Annotated in this window: 17 protein-coding genes; 9 read left to right on the forward strand and 8 right to left on the reverse strand. The window is 43.0% G+C overall.

Annotation, left to right across the window (positions count from 1 at the left end; translation table 11 throughout):
- The first annotated feature begins 2 nt into the window (after positions 1-2).
- The 4 genes from nqrE to nqrM all read left to right on the forward strand — a co-directional run bounded on the left by nqrE (position 3) and on the right by nqrM (position 3,182).
- Positions 3-599, forward strand: a complete 597-nt coding sequence (gene nqrE / locus FE394_RS08320; RefSeq protein WP_038235359.1) for an NADH:ubiquinone reductase (Na(+)-transporting) subunit E — start codon at positions 3-5, stop codon at positions 597-599.
- Between the two features lie 15 nt (positions 600-614).
- On the forward strand, positions 615-1,841 hold the full coding sequence (gene nqrF / locus FE394_RS08325) for an NADH:ubiquinone reductase (Na(+)-transporting) subunit F (protein WP_319925930.1): 1,227 nt from the start codon (positions 615-617) through the stop codon (positions 1,839-1,841).
- A gap of 73 nt (positions 1,842-1,914) precedes the next feature.
- Positions 1,915-2,943, forward strand: a complete 1,029-nt coding sequence (locus FE394_RS08330; RefSeq protein ID WP_319925931.1) for an FAD:protein FMN transferase — start codon at positions 1,915-1,917, stop codon at positions 2,941-2,943.
- Positions 2,944-2,957: 14 nt separating this feature from the next.
- Entirely contained in the window at positions 2,958-3,182 is a 225-nt protein-coding gene (gene nqrM, locus FE394_RS08335) for a (Na+)-NQR maturation NqrM (protein WP_319925932.1), read from the forward strand.
- Between the two features lie 259 nt (positions 3,183-3,441).
- On the opposite strand, the gene FE394_RS08340 is transcribed toward nqrM, so the two are convergent.
- The 3 genes from FE394_RS08340 to FE394_RS08350 all read right to left on the reverse strand — a co-directional run bounded on the left by FE394_RS08340 (position 3,442) and on the right by FE394_RS08350 (position 7,444).
- Positions 3,442-4,308 carry a DUF817 domain-containing protein gene (locus tag FE394_RS08340; protein WP_319925933.1) on the reverse strand — a complete coding sequence of 289 codons (867 nt, stop codon included), beginning with the start codon at positions 4,306-4,308 and terminating at the stop codon, positions 3,442-3,444.
- A gap of 173 nt (positions 4,309-4,481) precedes the next feature.
- Positions 4,482-4,997, reverse strand: coding sequence for a sigma-70 family RNA polymerase sigma factor (locus FE394_RS08345; RefSeq protein WP_319925934.1), 516 nt, complete (start codon positions 4,995-4,997; stop codon positions 4,482-4,484).
- A 137-nt stretch (positions 4,998-5,134) separates the two neighbouring features.
- Positions 5,135-7,444 (reverse strand): TonB-dependent hemoglobin/transferrin/lactoferrin family receptor, encoded by a 2,310-nt coding sequence (locus tag FE394_RS08350; protein WP_319925935.1) that lies wholly within the window; start codon positions 7,442-7,444, stop codon positions 5,135-5,137.
- A gap of 229 nt (positions 7,445-7,673) precedes the next feature.
- Between FE394_RS08350 and FE394_RS08355 the strand changes: the two genes are divergently transcribed.
- Positions 7,674-8,195: a YtxH domain-containing protein gene (locus FE394_RS08355; protein WP_319925936.1), complete on the forward strand. Its 522-nt coding sequence runs from the start codon at positions 7,674-7,676 to the stop codon at positions 8,193-8,195.
- A gap of 182 nt (positions 8,196-8,377) precedes the next feature.
- Positions 8,378-8,815 carry a GNAT family N-acetyltransferase gene (locus tag FE394_RS08360; protein ID WP_319925937.1) on the forward strand — a complete coding sequence of 146 codons (438 nt, stop codon included), beginning with the start codon at positions 8,378-8,380 and terminating at the stop codon, positions 8,813-8,815.
- 218 nt (positions 8,816-9,033) lie between these two features.
- Here FE394_RS08360 and betA read toward each other — a convergent pair whose 3' ends face one another.
- From betA to betI, 3 genes are all read right to left on the reverse strand, one after another.
- The gene (gene betA, locus FE394_RS08365; RefSeq protein WP_319925938.1) at positions 9,034-10,713 is read right to left on the reverse strand and encodes a choline dehydrogenase; all 1,680 of its coding nucleotides are present in this window, start codon (positions 10,711-10,713) and stop codon (positions 9,034-9,036) included.
- Positions 10,714-10,740: 27 nt separating this feature from the next.
- On the reverse strand, positions 10,741-12,219 hold the full coding sequence (betB, locus tag FE394_RS08370) for a betaine-aldehyde dehydrogenase (RefSeq protein ID WP_319925939.1): 1,479 nt from the start codon (positions 12,217-12,219) through the stop codon (positions 10,741-10,743).
- 90 nt (positions 12,220-12,309) lie between these two features.
- Positions 12,310-12,906, reverse strand: coding sequence for a transcriptional regulator BetI (betI, locus tag FE394_RS08375; RefSeq protein ID WP_319925940.1), 597 nt, complete (start codon positions 12,904-12,906; stop codon positions 12,310-12,312).
- 209 nt (positions 12,907-13,115) lie between these two features.
- On the opposite strand from betI, the gene FE394_RS08380 reads away from it, so the two are divergent.
- Complete coding sequence (locus FE394_RS08380; RefSeq protein ID WP_319925941.1) at positions 13,116-15,158, forward strand: choline transporter; 2,043 nt, start codon at positions 13,116-13,118, stop codon at positions 15,156-15,158.
- Between the two features lie 93 nt (positions 15,159-15,251).
- On the opposite strand, the gene FE394_RS08385 is transcribed toward FE394_RS08380, so the two are convergent.
- On the reverse strand, positions 15,252-16,490 hold the full coding sequence (locus tag FE394_RS08385; RefSeq protein WP_319925942.1) for an MFS transporter: 1,239 nt from the start codon (positions 16,488-16,490) through the stop codon (positions 15,252-15,254).
- Positions 16,491-16,799: 309 nt separating this feature from the next.
- Between FE394_RS08385 and FE394_RS08390 the strand changes: the two genes are divergently transcribed.
- The gene (locus FE394_RS08390) at positions 16,800-17,990 is read left to right on the forward strand and encodes a Cmx/CmrA family chloramphenicol efflux MFS transporter (protein ID WP_319925943.1); all 1,191 of its coding nucleotides are present in this window, start codon (positions 16,800-16,802) and stop codon (positions 17,988-17,990) included.
- A gap of 77 nt (positions 17,991-18,067) precedes the next feature.
- A complete protein-coding gene (gene dinB, locus FE394_RS08395; RefSeq protein WP_319925944.1) occupies positions 18,068-19,123 on the forward strand; it encodes a DNA polymerase IV in 1,056 nt (351 codons plus the stop codon).
- A 56-nt stretch (positions 19,124-19,179) separates the two neighbouring features.
- Here the strand turns inward: dinB and pepD are convergent, their stop codons facing one another.
- Positions 19,180-20,640, reverse strand: a complete 1,461-nt coding sequence (pepD, locus tag FE394_RS08400; RefSeq protein ID WP_319925945.1) for a beta-Ala-His dipeptidase — start codon at positions 20,638-20,640, stop codon at positions 19,180-19,182.
- Positions 20,641-20,838: the final 198 nt, after the last annotated feature.

Consider the following 20,838-nt stretch of genomic DNA (forward strand, 5'->3'; position numbering starts at 1 on the left):
AAATGGAACACTATATTAGTTTGTTTGTCCGCGCAGTCTTTATCGAGAATATGGCGTTATCTTTCTTTCTCGGTATGTGTACGTTTCTGGCGGTATCAAAGAACGTGAAGACAGCTTTCGGCCTGGGTGTTGCCGTAACTGTTGTATTGGGAATTTCTGTTCCTGCCAATAACCTTGTCTACAATCTGGTACTCCGTGATGGAGCCTTGATGGATGGGGTTGATTTGAGCTTCCTGAACTTCATTACCTTTATCGGGGTGATTGCTGCACTGGTACAGATTCTGGAAATGATCTTAGACCGTTATGTTCCGGCACTTTACAACGCGTTGGGGATTTTCCTGCCGTTGATTACGGTGAACTGTGCGATTTTCGGTGGCGTTTCTTTCATGGCACAGCGTGACTATAACTTCAGTGAGTCTATCGTATACGGTTTCGGTTCAGGTATGGGCTGGATGCTGGCGATTGTTCTGATGGCTGCTATCCGTGAAAAAATGAAATATGCGGATGTTCCGGCAGGCCTGAAAGGATTGGGCATCACCTTTGTCACTACTGGCTTGATGGCATTGGGCTTTATGTCCTTCTCCGGTGTGCAGCTCTAAGGGCGAGAAGAATTCATGGATATAATCATTTTAGGCGTAGTAATGTTTACCCTGATTGTGTTGGTACTGACGGCAATGATTTTGTTCGCAAAATCTAAGTTAGTGAACACCGGGGATATTAAAGTTGAAGTCAATGGCGATGAGGACAAAAGTTTCTCTGCTCCCGCTGGTGACAAGTTATTGAACATGCTTTCCAATCAGGGGATTTTTGTCTCCTCTGCGTGTGGTGGCGGCGGCTCTTGTGGTCAGTGCCGTGTGAAAATCAAGGACGGTGGTGGTGATATCCTGCCGACTGAGCTTTCCCACATTAATAAGCGTGAGGCGAAAGAAGGCTGCCGTCTGGCATGTCAGGTCAATGTTAAGCAAGACCTGAAAATCGAATTGCCAGAGGAAATTTTCGGCGTTAAGAAATGGGAGTGTGAAGTTATCTCTAATGATAACAAAGCGACTTTCATTAAAGAATTGAAACTGAAAATTCCTGATGGCGAAGTCGTGCCATTCCGTGCAGGTGGTTACATTCAGATTGAGTGTCCGCCACATGTTGCCCGTTATGCTGACTATGATGTTCCAGAGGAATACCGCGAAGATTGGGATAAATTCAATCTGTTCCGTTATGTCTCTGAAGTCAGTGAGCCGACAGTTCGTGCTTATTCAATGGCAAACTATCCGGAAGAGCACGGCATTATCATGCTGAACGTGCGTATCGCTACGCCACCACCGAGGAATCCGGATGTTACTCCGGGTATCATGTCTTCTTACATCTGGTCACTGAAAGCCGGTGATAAGGTGACTATTTCTGGCCCATTCGGTGAGTTCTTTGCGAAAGACACTGATGCAGAAATGATCTTCATCGGTGGTGGGGCAGGTATGGCGCCAATGCGTTCTCACATCTTCGATCAGCTCAATCGTTTGAGTTCCAAGCGTAAGATTACCTTCTGGTATGGGGCACGTTCCAAGCGTGAAATGTTCTATACCGAAGATTTCGACCAGTTGGCGGCAGAAAATGAGAACTTCACATGGCATGTGGCACTGTCTGATGCTTTGCCGGAAGATAATTGGGAGGGTTATACCGGCTTTATTCATAATGTCCTGTATGAAAACTACCTGAAAGATCATCCGGCACCAGAAGATTGTGAATTCTACATGTGTGGACCTCCGGTCATGAACGCTGCGGTCATCAAGATGCTGAAAGATCTTGGCGTAGAAGATGAAAACATCATGCTGGATGATTTCGGCGGCTGATGGTTGTATACCCAATGGATTTAACGACAAGCGCCCACATTAGTGGGCGCTGACGATTCAGAAAGAGTAAGTTATGTTGAGTAAAAAGATTATCAACTGGGGAGCATTGTTGTTTGCAGTTATGCTGCTGGCAGCATGTGGTGGCCCTGAGCAGAAAAACCTGAATGGGCAGACAATGGGAACGTATTACTCCGTTAAATATGTTGCTGACTCGTCTGTACCTGCCCCGGAAAACCTGCAAAAAGAGATTGATCGGCTACTGGAAGAAGTGAACGATCAAATGTCCACTTACCGGCCAAATTCTGAATTGAGTCGTTTTAATCAAAGCCGGGAAGTGAATAAGCCTTTTCCTGTCTCCGCCGCTACGGCAAAAGTTGTTAAGGAAGCCATTCGAATCAATAAGCTGACAGAAGGGGCACTGGATGTCACTGTTGGCCCATTGGTGAATTTGTGGGGATTCGGGCCTGAAGGGCGAATTACCAAAGCACCTACGGATGAAGAATTAGCGACTCGCCGTGCTTGGACGGGGATCGATCACTTGTCTGTTGAAGGCAATAATCTGATTAAATCCATTCCTGAACTTTATGTTGACCTCTCTTCTATTGCTAAGGGGTATGGCGTTGATGCTGTCGCTGAGTATCTGGAATCTCAGAACATCAAAAATTACATGGTTGATATTGGTGGTGAAGTTCGCACCTCGGGTAACAATGGTAAAGGAAATCCGTGGCGGATAGCGATTGAAAAACCATCAGATACAGGCATGGAACAGAGTGCTCAGGAGATCATTGAACCCGGTAATATGTCTGTGGCAACATCGGGGGATTACCGCAATTACTTTGAACAAAATGGTGTACGCTATTCTCACACTATTAACCCTAAGACAGGCAAGCCGATCAGTCATAATTTGGTTTCCATTACGGTGATAGCACCGACATGCATGAGTGCGGATGGTTTCTCTACAGGGCTGGATGTATTGGGGCCGGAGAAAGGAATGGAAGTCGCTGAGAAGCTGAATATTCCTGTCTTTATGATTGTCAAAACGAAAGATGGTTTTGAAGAGCGTTACAGCGCGGCTTTTAAGCCATTCTTACAGAAGAAATAAGAGAGGAAGAAGTTATGGAAGTCTTTATTGCTACTTTTATCTTTTTCCTGCTGGCTTTTGCGGGAATGGCGCTGGGTTACATCTTTAAGCGCAAGAGCATTCAGGGAAGCTGTGGCGGTCTGGGAAGCATCGGTGTAGAAAAAGTGTGTGATTGCCCTGAACCCTGTGATGCCCGTAAAAAGCGTGAGGCAAGGGAAGCAGCTCGTCTTGCCCAGCTGGGGAAAAATCGCATTTTTTAATAACAAGTCTATTATTAAAAAATGAGTAATCAGCTAAGAAATAGTATTTGAGTATAACCCGTTGTTAGAAAAAGCAGCGGGTTTTTACAGAATGAGGAACCATACAGACATTAGGGCTAACGCATAGTTTGCAATTGTGCGTTGACTTCGTCTGCCAGTGTCGGCTGATTATATCTTCCACTGCCAATAAATAATCCTATGATTTTTCTAGGATAATATCGTTTCATACTGTTATGCATGAAAAAGAGACATTACTAAATTAACGGGAAACTGCTACATTCGCTTTGATATGTTTAAGGTGAACGACAATCGTAAAGGTAACAACCACCAATAATGACCATGCCCCCCATTTTCCTGCATGAACAACAGACCAAGCGCCTAATTGATGTGGATATTGCCAGATCCCAAAGAAAGTCCCGAAGTTTTCCGCCAGCCAAATAAAAAAACCAATCAGTATAAAAGCAAGTAATAGTGGCATTCTGCGTTCTTTATCCAACGGCGTATAAAAAACAGTACCACGTGCATATAACCCGAAAATAAAAGCAGTTAAGTACCAGCGATAATCATCAATATAATGATGACTAAAGAAGTTGATATAAATTGCCAGTGCCACCAGTGTTGCCATCCAATACGGTGGGTAATGCTCAATACGTACCTTAAAAAAGCGCCATGACTGTATAATGAAGCTTCCCACGGCCGCGTACATAAAACCTGTAAATAGTGGGACTCCCCAAAGTTTAGTAAACGCGGCATCAGGATATTGCCATGAACTAATCGATGCTGATGTTTTAAATAGCTCCATGATGAAACCGACTAAATGGAAGACGCAGATCGCTTTCAGTTCATCCCATGTTTCGAGTTTTGACCATATCAGTAATGCTTGAAAGGCCACTGCAAATACTAATAGCACATCATAACGCGGTATGCCTATGACGCCTTTTGCCGGAACCAAAAATAAAGCCAAAAAAAAGAAACCGGCAAATAAGCACGAGCGCGCATTAATCAATCCAAAGAAAAGAAATTCTAAAATAAATCGCTTAATACCTGAGCTGTTATTAGGCTTATGAGCCATTAATAAGTTATCAGCTTTACGCAGAACATTCAGTTTCTGGCACATACTTTCCATTTAAGTAACCTGTTGGTATTATTTTTTGTCAACTCACTACGATAATGTTTATTTCACGCCGCGAATTCTAGCAGGATTTGAATAACCATTCACCAGCACCCCTCCGGAAAAAGGCCAGCTCTTGGCTGAAAAATAGTCTTTGTAAGATGATCTGCTGGTGGAACATTGATTTATTACAGGGGAGAAAGGAGAGAGCACTTCTTATGAGCTTGCTGTAAGTAGCTTTTTACCGAACTCATTGAAACACCAAGGTTTTCCGCCACATCTTTATAGCGCATCCCTTGCAGTTGTGTCAGCAAAAATGCCTGTCGGGATTTTGTCGGAAGCTCATCGAGAGTTTTATCTATCCTGTCTAACTGTTCTAACAGCAAAAACTGATATTCAGAAGAATTTGATGAAATTTTCGGCGCTGTACGGACATATTCCAGATAACTGTCCTCAAGTTTTTTCCTGCGGTAGTAATTAGCGATGGTTCTTCGGGCTATCGTCATCAAAAAGGCTTTTGGCTGGCGGATATCTGCAAGGTCCGAAGACTGCATCAGTTTGATAAAGATCTCATGGGTGAGATCTTCAGCATGGTTCGGAAAGGCACTGTTTTGTCTGATCCAGCAGCATAACCAACGGTGGTGGTCGAAATAGAGTTTATGGGCGATTTCATTGTGCCCAAATGTGCTTTTTTGCACCGCCATGATGATATTACCTAAATGAGGTAGGATAAATACGATAATGATTATTATTTGTATTTGTTGGGGAAAGTCAATGTAGAATTTTAGGCTTAACCCCCTTAAAAATTAAGAGGGTTAAAAAGTGAGTGATTAAATGTCAGTTAGAATTGCTGTGAAATACTGAACTTGTAGTTACGGCCAATACCCGAAACCTTTTCCCCTAAGTAAGGATAGTAAGCACGGTTAAACAGGTTATCGACAGTGATGCGGGCTTCGAAGCCTTTCATATAAGGAGGACGCCAGCTAGCAAACAGGCCGTGCAAGGCATAACCTTTACTTTTAGGTAATGACCAATATCCAGCCATTGGATCATCATCCACAGGTGAACGATCTTGTTTGCGGATAAAGTCTCCTTTCCATCCCATCTTCATCTGCCATTGTGGGATCTTGAAACCTAACATGACATGTGCAGAAGTCGGCGGAATTTCCGTAAACCAGGTTTTATGGCCTATCCATGGATCTCTCATAGAAGTATCACGCTGACCGCGTATAGTAGAGAAAGAGAATTTACCGAATAGCGTTCTGCTGTCGTAGAAGGTTTCAATTTCCAGACCTTCGATGGTATATCCCGGCAGGTTGCGGTAGTTTGCCAGTGATTTTCCACATGCACTGCTAGAACCACTTTCAACTTGAGCTTCACAATAAATCCCACGTCTTTTGAAAATTTCATCTTTACCACGATTGCGGAACAAGGTGGTACGAATTTGCAGACTGTCATCTTCAAACATCAGATTATCGAAATCGAGAACCGCGCCGAGTCGTACTCCTGCCATCCTTTCAACATCAAGATTACGGCTGGAGCCTGAGAGGCTGGTGAAAACTGATTGAACCTCATATTGCTCATCAACCAATGGTGCTCGCCATGTACGGCTGATATCCGCAAACAGGGAAAGGTTTTTGCTGGCTTGCCACATCACGCCCAAATGGGGCGACCAGCCAGTATAAGTTACACTGCGGTAGTCATGGTTTGCTTCAGGTGATTTGTTGTTAAATCTCGGTGCCTTATTCTCTTCACCAACATTTTTGATATGGTCGTAGCGGACACCCGGAGTTACGGTAACATTGCCCAGTTTCAAGGAGTCTTGAATATATATGCTGTAAGTTTGTTGACTACCGGCTGGCATATAGCTAGGTTGATGATAACCATAATTATACTCGGCATTTTTTTTCTTACTTTTATCGAAGATTAAAACGTCGCTATCCTTTTTATGCCAACGCGTTCCCACCAATAATTCATGCTTGATTATGCCTGTTGAGAAGATACTTTTATTCTTGATATCCGCGGTATTATCGATGTAGTCAACCCAGCTTTTATTGCCCATTAATCCGCCGAAAACATTAGCAGCATTTTCCGGGCGACTATCGTCTTGTTTGGTTTTGGAATACGCATAAGTCATCGTCAGATTTAGCCATGGATTGTCTTCGGGCGCGATATTCCATTTGGCCGTATAATTTTGGTCGACTTGATTACGAAAGACAAGTTTTCTCTTCCATGCTCCATCCCAGCCATGTTGTTTTACATCGCTGATTGACGGAACCTCCATCTTACCCCGTCTAGCCGCCCACGGCTGCCAGCCATCGGATTCGGAGTGCATGGCTGAAAAGCTCAATGTATGCGTGTCATTGGGATACACATTGGTTTTTAATAAAAAAGACGTTTGATTGTTTTGTGAAAACTCAAAACGTGTACCATCGGGGCGTTTTATATTATGGCCATCGCGCTTACTCACGTAGAGTAACCCATCTGCAAAACCATCAGGATCTCTGCCAAACAGGGCGCCACTATTGATCCATTGTCTGTTATTGGTGTGATAGCTCTGTTTAATCAATCCTCCCCAATTTTCATCGGGACGAAGTAAATCATTGGCATCTTTGGTTACAACTTTGACGGAGCCACCAAATCCGCCATTACCATTCAGTAAATTGTGTGGCCCTTTATCAATATCTATGCGCTTAATTAACTCAGGTTCAATAAAGATAGAACCCTGACGATATTTTTGGAAACCTTTTGGAGAATCATCCAGCGTGACTTTTACATCTTCATTTGCCCCCATCCCCCAAATATTGAGTGTTTGCCCACCGGGACGCGGAGATCCCGACATCGAAACACCCGGCAGTTGATCGAGCAATTGAGCAATGTTATCGGCCTGAGTCCGGTCAATATCTTCCTTTTTGAGTACAGAACTGCCCGCACTGGTGCTGTTGTGTAAACTCCCGACAACAGAAAGCCCGGATAATTTTACCACCTCATTTTTCTTTTCAGATTTTTGCCCCGTTGGATTTTCGGTCGCGTAAACAGTGCCGGAGAATGCGGCCCCCAGCACTAATGATCCTGAAACTGTGTGACTTAAAATTTTTTGAATTACGGTTACGATTGGGCGTTTTTCTAATTTTTGACTATTATTTGCCATAAATGTCCTGAATTATGATCAAGTAAATATTTTCATTGTTATAAGTCACCTGAGAAAGGAAATCGGGCAAATCAAAATGAGAGCCTTCTCAACTGCTGATCATGTCAGCAATGAGATCAACGTGTTTATGGGATGTTGTGGCATAGGTTGTTGTACAGAATGACCAGAACACTCATCGGCGAAGTCATTTCCGTAAGTGCAATTTCCTTAATTGCAAAGGGGTTAGTCAATGAAGAAAAAGATCCTGAGTTCTTTGATATTGGCAGGTATCGTGGCACTGATTGCTGGTTGTGATGATGCTTCTAAAAAAGCGGAAGATGCAGCACAGCAAACTAAAGACAGCGCAGTACAAATGAAGACTGATGCTGATAAGAAAGCCACAGAGATGATGGACAGTGCAAAAGAAAAATCACAGGAGATGAAGGAAAACGTTCTGAATGAAAGTCATGGCATGATTGATAAATCCAAGGAAGTGCAAGGTCAGGTCAGTAATTCCTTTGGTGATGTCGCTGATCAAGTAAAGTCCAAGATGGCAGATGTACAGAATGATGCCACTAAGACAGCGAATGATGTAATGGATAATATGAAAGCGAAAACGGAAGATATACAGCATCAGGCCACTGACAAGATCAATCAACTTTCAGATGACATGAAGTCGAAGACGGAAGATATGAAATCTGAAGCGGATAAAAAAACGGATGACTTAATCAAGAGCCTTAAAGGTGATAGTGATAAAAAAGAGGAAGGTTAATGTATTGATTTGATATCCTGTCAGTTTGAAAATTGATTAATGTCTTAGGGTGATCTGAAAATGATCACCCTTGTTTTTCATACTATTATAATAAAATGATCTTTCTACTTTTCTGTCTTGACTTAATAATCTGTTTAAAAGTAGTTTAGGATGATTTTATAAATAATGTTCAGGGTATAATAATGAAAATAAAACACAGCTTAGGCAGAAAAAATCCAGAGTTAATTCAGCAGGCATTTGAAATTCGTAAACAGGTATTTGCGGATGAACAAGGATTTTCTGCTGAAATGGATATTGATGAGTATGATGATATAGCCCTGCATGTAGTGGTATTTGATGGCGAAAAACCCATTGGAGTACTACGGGTTATCGTGAAAGACAGCAATATAATCAAAGTCGGGCGTGTTGCAGTATTGAAAGACTATCGTGGTCGAGGCGTTGGTCGTAAGGTCATGGAGTACATTGAAGATTATGGTCGAAAAAATAATATCACAACGATAGAACTATCTTCACAATGTCATGCCCAATCATTTTATGAAAGCTTGGGATACCAAGCTCAGGGGGAAATTTATTTGGAAGAGGGGGCAGAACATATTTTTATGACATTGGATTTGGTGTAATCATTTTTTCGGTAAAGCCAAAATAGTTTGATGTAATAAAACGATAATTATTACCATATTAAATATCAATAAGGGTAAATTCCTTTACTAATAATATTGCATAGATGTTTTAATTTTCCCATATTGATGCTTTAGTCTGTTTCTATATCCTATGGATTTCAAGATGCAGCTTTGTTGGCTGCATCTTGAAATCCATAGGATATATATTAAGTTATTGATTAGTTATTTTGTTTCAACTGACGAACAGGTCTGTCATTGGCGACATAATATTTTGCCTGACTACGCGGTAACGGTTTAATTCCCCGAATTTTATCAGCAATTTTTTCTGCCATCATAATGGTCGTGGCATTCAAATTACCGGTGATAATTCCCGGCATAATGGACGCGTCAATGACACGTAAATGATTAATGCCGTGCACACGGCCTTGACCATCTACGACAGCCATTTCATCTGTCCCCATTTTGCAACTGCATGATGGATGGAATGCAGTTTCGGCATGTTGACGAATAAAGTCATCAAGCTGCTCATCAGTCTGAATTTCAGCCCCAGGACTGATTTCACGTCCACAATACGGAGCCAATGCGGGTTGCGTCATAATTTCCCGTGTAATGCGGATGGCATCGCGGAACTCCTGCCAATCCTGTTCTGCTGACATATAGTTAAACAAAATACTGGGATGCTGACGTGGATCCCGTGATTTAATTTTCACCCTACCACGGCTTGGAGACCGCATGGAGCCAACATGAGCCTGAAAACCATGTTGATTGACGGGATTGCTGCCGTTGTAATTAATGGCAACGGGCAGGAAATGAAATTGAATATTTGGCCAGGCAAATTTTTCACTGGTACGAATAAACCCACCAGCTTCAAATTGATTACTGGCGCCAATGCCTGTGCCTTTGAATAACCATTCAGCCCCGATTTGAGGTTGGTTATACCATTTTAAGGCGGGATAAAGAGAGATGGGTTTGAGGCATTCGTATTGTAAATACATTTCAAGGTGATCTTGCAGATTTTGACCAACGCCAGATAACACCTGTACAGCTGGAATGCCAAGCTCATGCAGGACTTCTTCAGGGCCGATGCCAGAACGCTGCAAAATCTGTGGGGAAGCAATTGCCCCTGCACAGAGCAAAATTTCTTTGCGTGCTTTTGCGTGTGTCAAAGTCGAGCTATTCCTTTGATAGAAACTGACACCAACTGCGCTCTTTCCTTCAAATTTGATGATATCGGTCAATGCATGGGTAATGATGGTGAGATTAGGACGCGATCTGGCTTGATCCAGATAGCCCCGGGCTGTGCTGGCCCGACGCCCTTTGGGAGTGACAGTACGATCCATCGGGCCAAAGCCTTCTTGCTGATATCCATTCAGATCCTCTGTACGGGGGTAGCCCGCTTGAACTCCTGCTTCCACCATCGCGTGAAAGAGTTCATTATTTCCTGCTTTGGGGGTTGTGACACTGACAGGCCCACTATCACCATGATACTCATTGGCACCGATATCCCGTGACTCTGCTTTACGAAAATAGGGCAGACAATCAAGGTAAGTCCAGTCTTCCAGACCCGGCTGTGTTGCCCAATGATCAAAATCCATCGCATTGCCACGGATATAGCACATGCCGTTAATGAGTGAAGAACCTCCCAGCCCTTTACCGCGGCCACATTCCATGCGTCGGTTATTCATATGGGGTTCAGGATCGGTTTCATACGCCCAGTTGTAACGGGTTCCCTGTAGGGGATATGCCAGCGCTGCTGGCATTTGGGTACGGAAGTCGAATCGGTAATCTGGCCCACCAGCTTCCAGTAGCAGGACAGTAATATCGGGGGTTTCCGTCAAACGGGTTGCAAGTACGTTACCCGCTGAACCAGCACCGATAATAATGTAATCGAATACCATTGTTATCTCCTCTGTTTCAGTCATGGATTAAAATAGGGACTCAAAATTGCCCAGTTCCACCTGTATTGATTTGGTTTGGGTGTAATGTTGGAGTGTAACCAGCCCATTTTCCCGGCCAACTCCTGAATGTTTATAACCACCGACCGGCATGGCCGCCGGAGATTCTCCCCATGTGTTAATCCAGCAGATCCCGGCTTCCAGTTGGTGGATTACACGGTGGGCACGGGAAAGATCTTTTGTTACTAATCCTGCACCCAAGCCGTAATCTGTGTTATTGGCACGGGCAATGACTTCCTCTTCCGTTTCATAAGTCAGGATACTCATCACAGGGCCAAAGATTTCTTCCCGCACGATCAGCATGTCGTCGGTACAATCGCTGAATACCGTTGGTGCGACAAATGCGCCTTTTGCCAATTCACCTTCCTGTAAGCGTTCTCCGCCACAAAGCAAGCGCGCATGACTGTTTTTACCGCTTTCGATATAGCGCAAAACAGATTCCATATGCGGAAAACTGACCAGAGGGCCAAAATTAGTGTTGGAATCGAGAGGCAAACCGATGCGGATGCGTTTAACACGCTCAAGAATTCTGGCTTCAAATTGTGAGAGCAGATCTTTGGGTACAAAGACCCGTGTTCCATTGGTACACACCTGACCTGAGCTGAAAAAGTTTGCCATCATGGCAATATCTGCGGCGCGATCCAGATCAGCATCATCAAATATGATTAGCGGAGATTTCCCCCCTAATTCCATTGTGACTTCTTTTAACGTTGAGCCAGACGCATTGGCCATCACTTTTTTGCCTGTGACAATGCCACCGGTAAAAGACATTTTGGCGATATCAGGATGGATTGCCAGATAATGTCCTACCTCATGTCCGGCCCCGGTCAATACGTTAAATACGCCATCAGGCACACCGGCTTCGGTATAAATTTCGGCTAATTTCAGGGCGGTGAGGGAAGTGACTTCACTGGGTTTGAAAATCATTGCATTGCCAGCGGCCAAAGCGGGTGCTGATTTCCAGAGGGCAATCTGAATGGGATAGTTCCATGCCCCGATACCCGCCACAACACCTAATGGCTCACGACGTGTATAGACAAAAGAGGATTCCCGTAGTGGAATTTGTTGGCCCTCAAGGGCAGGGATTAAACCAGCATAATATTCCAGTACATCTGCGCCAGTGACAATATCAACCTGTTGGGTTTCAGAAAGTGGTTTGCCGGTATCCAGAGTTTCTAATTCTGCGAGTTCATCATTACGTTCGCGCAGGATATTGACTGTTTTGTGTAAAATCCGCGAGCGTTCTGTGGCTGTCATTGCTGCCCAGATTTTTTGACCTTGCTGAGCACTTTCGACGGCCAGATCAACATCCTGCTCTGTTGCGGATTGAAATTGAGCAATAACCTCACCATTGGCGGGATTAATTGCGTCAAAAATTTTTTTATCGGGATTGGTGCTATCAACATAAGCACCGTGGATATAAAGTTTCTGTAATCCGAAATGGGTCATGGATTCTCCTTAAGAGCCGGTATATACCCGTTGTCTCTCAATCTGTGGCCAGAAATCCATCGGGTATATAGGATATCTATCGATTAGAACTCAGGTGATCTCAGATGCCCCGAGTTTCTGTTCGATGTAATCGATAGTGATTTTTAACGCACTTTCTATATCAAAAGGGTTACTACTCAATGCACTTCTCAGCCAAATACCGTCAATCAATGCAGCAAGCCCTTGTGCCGCCAGTCGTGCTTCTGTTTTAGGCAGTACACGCCTAAATTCGACACAGATATTGGAATACAAACGGCGTTCATTGACTTGTTGTAACCGATACAGGTTAGGCTGATGAATACTGCTTGCCCAGAATGCCAACCAAGTTTTCATTGCTGCGCTGCTGATTTGGCTGGGATCAAAATTTCCTTCAACAATGGCCTTAAGCCTTTGAGACGGTGTTGCGTGGTCGAGCAGTCGTAATCGACGTGCTACAGCCATTCCTAGTTGCTGCAATAAGTAACGCATGGTGGCTTCCAGCAGTCCGTTTTTATCTTTGAAATAGTGGCTGATAATACCGTTGGATACACCGGCTTTTCGGGCGATTTGCGCAATACTTGCGTCCTGCATTCCAACTTCATTGACGACACTTAATGTTGCATCAATGAGTTGCTGTTTTCTTATCGACTGCATTCCAATTTTTGGCATGATTTTATGCTCAGAAAATCAATCATTCGGCGAGTATTAAACTTTTTTTTAATTGAATGTTCAATCAAAATTAAATATGTTTTATTACAATATTTTTACAATTCGTAAGGAAAAATACTCGTCTAAATTTTTATTTTACTTTTAATTCAATATCTTATTGGTATTTTTCTTTTTCTTCTTTCTACACTTATTAATTTCAGGAACTGCCTATGAACACACCAGACAGTCCAAAAAACACTCAGAAGGATACACTGAACTCTGTCGTTTTTTTCGTCTCTGCCGGATTGATTATCATTTTTTCTTTGTTCACGATCTTTTTTACTGATGCAACAAATATCTGGATAAAAAACACACTGAATTGGGTTTCCAAAACTTTTGGATGGTACTATTTACTTGCCGCTACGCTTTACATCGTATTTGTTATTTTTGTTGCGACTTCTCGTTTTGGTTCCATCAAATTGGGGCCAGAGCAATCCAAACCTGAATTCAGTCTGCTCAGTTGGGCTTCGATGTTGTTTGCTGCCGGAATAGGTATTGATTTGATGTTTTTTTCGGTGGCAGAACCCGTAACGCAGTATATGCAGCCACCAACGGGTCAAGGGGAAACGATTGAAGCAGCCCGTCAGGCGATGGTGTGGACTTTGTTCCACTATGGCCTGACGGGCTGGTCTATGTATGCCTTGATGGGAATTGCATTGGGGTATTTTAGCTATCGTTACAACCTGCCTTTGACTATTCGTTCTGCACTTTATCCTATCTTTGGTAATCGGATAAAAGGCCCGATCGGGCATGCCGTAGATATTGCAGCCGTGATTGGGACAATTTTTGGAATTGCGACGACTCTGGGTATCGGGGTAGTACAATTAAATTATGGCCTGAAAGTACTTTTTGGCTTACCGCAAGGTTTGATAGTTCAGGGAGGCCTGATTCTGCTGTCTGTTGTGATGGCAGTCATTTCTGTGACCTCTGGAGTGAACAAAGGAATCCGATTTTTATCCGAACTGAATGTGTTGTTGGCATTGGGTCTGGTTTTGTTTGTCTTGTTTGTGGGCAATACAGAATTTCTGCTTAATGGATTAGTACAGAATGTCGGGGATTATATCAGTCGTTTCATGGGCATGACGCTGAACAGTTTTGCATTTGAACGTCCGACGGAGTGGATGAATAGCTGGACGCTATTTTTCTGGGCATGGTGGGTAGCATGGTCGCCATTTGTAGGTTTATTCTTGGCGCGCATTTCCCGTGGCAGAACGATTCGTCAGTTCGTTATGGGAACATTAGTCATTCCGTTTGTTTTCACACTGATATGGTTATCGGTTTTTGGTAACAGTGTGTTATATGAAATCCTTCATGGCAATCGACAATTAGCTGAAACAGTACTACAACACCCAGAACAAGGTTTTTATGGTTTGTTGGCACTTTATCCCGCTTTCACGTTCAGTGCTTCTGTTGCCACAATTACCGGCCTGCTGTTTTATGTAACATCGGCGGATTCTGGTTCTCTGGTTTTAGGGAATTTCACGTCTAACCTCAGTGACATCAACAATGATGCTCCGAATTGGCTGCGGGTTTTCTGGTCTGTGGCGATTGGGGTATTAACATTAGGCATACTCATGACTAATGGTATCTCTGCTTTGCAAAATACCACAGTCATAATGGGACTGCCTTTTAGCTTTGTGATCTTCTTTGTTATGGCTGGGTTGTATAAGTCATTGCGTGTAGAAGATTTTCGTAAAGCCAGTTCGTTGCAAAATACCTCTCCCACTCTCGTTCATGACAATGGTTCATTGAACTGGAAGCAGCGTCTGAGTCGCATGATGCACTTTCCCGGCACGAAAAATACGCAACGGATGCTAGATAGGGTATGCCGTCCTGCCATGTTGGAAGTTGCTAATGAACTGGTAATGCGTGGAGCAAAAGTCCAGTTTAATACTCTGCCCCCGAAAGATGACAGACGCCTTAACCCACTTGAGCTGGTTGTTGATTTGGGCGATGAACAGAACTTTGTCTATCAGATTTGGCCCCAACGTTATTCCGTACCCGGATTCACTTATCGGGCAAGATCAGGCAAGTCTTACTATTATCGGCTGGAGACGTTTCTGATGGAAGGAACTCAGGGTAATGATTTGATGGGGTACACGAAAGAGCAAATCATCAGTGACATTCTTGATCACTATGAAAAACATCTGAATTTTATTCACTTGAACCGTGAAGCTCCGGGGCAAACATTGATTTTTCCGAGCGGAGGATAAAATCAGGTGATGAAAAAACCGCCTGCATCATATGAGATAGCAGGCGGTTTTTTATCAAAACAGAAAATTAATTATGCTGCTTATTTATCCACGTTATGAATGATAAGCATCAGGGTATATTTTACCGTAATGACCATTCAATTCAGATTCGGTCATTTTTGATATTTCAATATATCTTGGTGAAAATAGAACAAAAAAGGACATCAATCCCATTAAAGCAGAAAATACTAATAACAAAATTCTTATATCATAACTTTCTACAATATAGGTTGCAGATAGCATTCCCAGCGGTATGGATATAATGCAGATGGCAAGGAATTTAGATTCCATCGTGTTACGATGATTTTCCGGTGTCGCAAGGCATCTAATCGAAGTAGTATTGATATTGTAAATAATAACGCCCATACCGCTAATTAACATATAAATACATAATCCGGTTAATGATGTTGCAGTGGATATTCCGGCGATACAGAGAGCGATAGTGAATGCTGCAATAAATGCACCATGTGCTTTGCAGAATATTCTGTTCATGTATCTAATAATAATGACACTGCCAATCATCATACCTAACCCAAAGGTTGCTTCAGCTATACCCACCTGTAAGGCACTTAGTTTGAATTCATTTATAATAATAAGTGGAGTGATATAGGTTACCAGTGGAACTATCGTAAAGTTGAAAAAGGAAGAAACAATAACCAAACTAGCTTCTGTCGGGTTTTTAGTAATAATTCTGATGCTTCCTATACTACTCTTTTGATGTTGTAATGGCTTTTCTTTATGCTGGTTTTTTATAAAGTAAAATCCAATGATGGATGAAACAGACATCAACGATATGAAAACCAAAGCGCCATCAATGTTCAGATAATGGATTACGATACCGGATATTGCCGGGCCGAGGATGATATTGACTGAATTCACAATTCCCCTGAACTTAAATGCTGATTCTAATTTATTTTTATCACTTATTTCTGGAAGGATGCTTGTACCAATGGGCTGAATGAGTATGGCAGAAATAGAAGCGAATATGTATATGATTCCTAATGGTATGTATAGGTTTCTATCAATGAAATTGGAAAGAATGAAAAGTAAAATTGAGGGGAATATACAAAGTAGTACTATCTTTTTCTTGTTGAATTTATCTCCAATGTTACTCATAAATACCAAAAATAAGACTTGGAGTGCCCAAGATGAAAAAATGAACCATCCAAGTTGAAAGTCTAGATTCAGTACTTCAATCATCCACCATGAAAATAGCATGGCAAATGCTCTTGTAGATGATGTAAATAAAATATCGGATATTTGATATAAATAAAATGAAATATTATTTTTCATTACTACCCTTATTTTTATTAATAATGTGTTTATTGATAAATTTTTATAATGGTACAGGTGAAATGTATTTATGTCACTTTTATAGTGTAACTTATTGATAGATTGCATTGGTGTTTTGTAAAATCTATAGAATATTTAACTAAAAAATAATAATAGAAAGAAATTTTATGCTGCTTAATTTAAGTGTGTTGTTTATCGCAATATTTTTTACTGGCACTTTTACTCAAAAAAAACAATCAATTGATTTATTGATTAACTGTGTTGTAATTTACTTATATAACCAATGGATTAGAAATTGGGAGTTCACCCATGTCTGTTTCAAATATCGTGCAATCAAAAATACCTATTTCGGTATATTTGCTGGGTTTAAGTCTGTTTGCGATGGGAAGTTCGGAGTTCTTGATCGCGGGGGTGTTGCCAAAGATTGCGGTTGATCTGCAAGTATCTTTGCCATCGGCTGGCATGTTGATTTCCGCGTTTGCTATTGGGGTTTTGTTTGGCGCTCCACCATTGGCAGTGGCGACATTGCGCTGGCCGCGACGGGCAACTTTGTTGGTGAGTCAGGTTCTTTTTGTTGCGGCGACAGCCATTGGTATGCTTTCTCCGGGATACTGGCCATTGTTGATTGCACGAGTTGTCAGTGGAGTGGCTTATGCCGGATTCTGGGCTGTTGCTGCTACTACGGCGGTGAGTCTGGTGACACAGGATCGCACCGCAAGAGCATTAGCGGTTGTGGTGAGTGGATTGAGTATGGCGATGGTAGTAGGCGGGCCATTAGGGACAGTTATCAGTGATATAGCTGGATGGCGCGCAGGATTTTGGGCTGTGGCGGCAGCCACATCGGTCGTGGCGGTAGCCCTGTGGTTTATGCTGCCTGAGATGCCGCAGAATCACGATGATGTATCTGTGTTAGGCGCTGAATTGAAAGTTATGAAACAACCGAAACTATGGGTTGCCTATACGACGACAATACTGACAACAGCAGCTTATATGGCAACGTTCGGTTATCTGGGTGCATTGCTGATTGATGTCAGTAAGCTGGCTGTTAACTGGGTTCCTGCTGTTTTGGCACTGTTTGGCATAGGCGCTTTTATTGGACTGAGCATTGGCGGCCGTACAGCAGATAAATATCCATTCAAAACACTATTTGCCGGAATTCTTGGCATGATTATTATTTCTGTCGCACTGGTTTTTTGGGCTGAACACGCGATTGCTACCATTTGTCTGGTATTTTTGCTTGGCCTGTTTGGATTTGTTGTTAACCCAGCGGTTATGAACCGGGTTTATACCATAGCAGCGGATGCCCCTACTTTGGCTGGTGCAACCAATGTATCCGCATTTCAACTGGGGATTACTCTGGCGCCTCTATTGGGAGGGTTTGCGATAGGGGCAGGGTACGGTTTATCGTCTATAGGTTGGGTCGGAGCACTGCTTGGTATGATAGCGTTAGTGCCGGTTTTGGTGGATGCACGTTTGCATTCAGGGAAATCATCTCATTGAAATTTTGCTGAAAAATTAACTAGAGTTTCCTGATCTCTTTATGTATATTCATACAGTACTTTGCATGGGGAGATCTGATGCGCAAAATTATTCATATTGATATGGACTGCTTTTTTGCCGCCATTGAAATGCGGGATAATCCATCACTCCGCGATCTTCCTATTGCAGTGGGAGGGAGTGCTGATCGACGAGGAGTAATCAGTACAGCTAATTATCCCGCCCGTCGTTTTGGGGTACATAGTGCGATGTCTACGGCAATGGCGTTAAAGCTTTGTCCTCAATTAAAAGTAATCCCTGGCCGAATGGCAGCTTATAAAGAAGTGTCCCGCCATATCCGGCAGATTTTTTCCCGTTACACTGAATTGATTGAACCTCTCTCGTTGGATGAGGCTTATCTGGATGTGACGAATTGCCATCATTGTCACGGCTCAGCCACACTGATTGCCCAAGAAATTCGTCAGGTGATTTTTGATGAGTTGCAATTGACCGCTTCTGCTGGGATTGCATCTGTCAGGTTCTTGGCCAAAATTGCGTCTGATATTAATAAACCCAACGGCCAATATGTTATTTCCCCTGAAAATGTAGAAAGTTTTGTCAAATCTCTACCGTTACGCAAAATTCCCGGCGTTGGAAAAGTCACGGCAAAACGTTTGTCAGATATGGGATTGGAAACCTGTTCTGATGTTCAGCACTACGATAAGTTGGCGCTAATAAAAAATTTGGGCAAATTTGGTCTGTCGCTTTGGGAACGCAGCCACGGTATTGATGAACGACAAATCACGCCTGAGCGTTTGCGTAAATCAGTTGGAGTGGAAAAAACTTTGGCTCATGATATTGATAAATGGCACGAATGTGAGGAAATTATTGAAAAACTTTACCCTGAGCTGGAAAAAAGGCTGGAAAAAGTTAAACCTGATCTTCGCATTGCCCGTCAGGGTATCAAATTGAAGTTTGATGATTTTCAATTGACGACACAGGAACATATTCATCCGGTATTGGATAAATCCGATCTGATTCAAGTCGCAAAACAAGCGTGGGATATGCGCAGGGAAGGGCGGGGCGTCCGGTTGGTTGGGCTGCATGTAACATTACAAAACCCACAGCTAGAACGTCAGCTTTTATTGGAGTGGTAATATCTCCCCCACGTTGGATGGCAGGGGAGGATAGTGCTTTATTTCGCTTTTTATTTTTATTCTTTCACCGGAATAGCTTTCAGAATTGCGGTGAGTAACTGCCAATACTGACCAACACTCTTAATGTGAACTTTTTCATCAGGGGAGTGAGCACCACGGATAGTCGGGCCGATGGAAACCATGTCCATATCAGGATACGGTTTTTTGAACAGACCGCACTCTAAGCCTGCGTGGATCACCATGATATTTGGTGTTTTATCGAAGAGTTGATGATAAGTTTCACGCACTAAATGCATAACAGGAGAATCGGCATCAGGCTGCCAGCCGGGATAGCTGCCACTGGCTACTATTTCTGCACCAGACAGTTTTGCCAGGGAATGCAGCATTTCAACAACATAAGTCTTGCCGCTTTCGATCAGTGAGCGAATCAGGCAAATAACTTCGACTTTCTCTTCATTCATCGTTACTACGCCGACATTCAGCGAAGTTTCAACAACACCCTTGGCTACATCACTCATACGGATAACGCCGTTAGGCATAGTATTGAGCATGGACAGGAAACGAGTTTGGCAATCTTCTGTTAACGCCTGCAATGATGTCTCGACTCCATCCAGTGAAAGGGTAAGATTGGTTTCAACGACAGCATATTCGTTTTTCAGTGTTTCCAGATAACTATCTGTCAGTTGATGCAGTTTTTCGAGTTTATCAGCAGGTACTGCAATTATGGCAGAGCCTTCACGAGGGATGGCATTACGCAGAGTTCCGCCCTGAAGATGAATCAATTTCAGGTTCAGGTCATCGGCATGTACAGTCAGAAAACGAGCCAATAATTTGTTGGCATTGCCCAATCCCAGATGGATATCGCCACCGGAGTGACCACCTTTTAATCCCTTGATGGTGAGCTGCAACGTTTTGTAGCCAGTTGGCAGGGCTTCGCGAGAAAGCGACAAAGTTGTGACAAAATCAATGCCACCCGCACAACCCATATAGATTTCACCCTCTTCTTCTGAATCGGTATTAATCAGAATATCGGCTTGCAACCAACCGGATTTCAGCCCGAATGCGCCATCCATTCCTGCTTCTTCGGTCATGGTCAATAAAACTTCCAATGGACCATGTTTAACGGATTCATCGGCCAATACTGCCAGGGCGGAAGCCATGCCGATACCGTTATCAGAACCCAGAGTTGTGCCATCAGCAGTAACCCAGTCACCGTCAATATAAGGACGGATAGGATCTTTTGTGAAATCGTGTTGGGTATCATTGTTTTTCTGTGGAACCATATCAAGGTGCGCCTGAAGTACGACGGCCTTACGATTTTCCATACCTTTTGAAGCCGGTTTTCTGATCAGAATATTGCCGACTTCATCTTGTTCTACATGGAATTCTTTGTTTTTGGCCCACTCAATGATATGAGATGCCAGTGCTTCTTCGTGATAGGACGGATGAGGAATGGAACAAATTTGGGCAAAAATATCCCATAGGGGCTGAGGGGATAATGTTGATAATCCGGACACGGCGAATCTCCTGTAACGACATCTTGGTGAGATGAAAATGGTAATGTTTGACGCATTGGGACGCTTTTGTCATCTAGCGTTATCCCAATGCCCATGCCATGCTTGAGGATACCATTTTATTATCCGTAATGTGCAGTCTGAATGAGGTCTTACCTTGTTTTTGCTGGTTTTTGTCTGTTCAAATCACTATAATCCTGC

This window comes from Xenorhabdus littoralis (genome assembly GCF_033949345.1).
GTDB lineage: Bacteria > Pseudomonadota > Gammaproteobacteria > Enterobacterales > Enterobacteriaceae > Xenorhabdus > Xenorhabdus littoralis.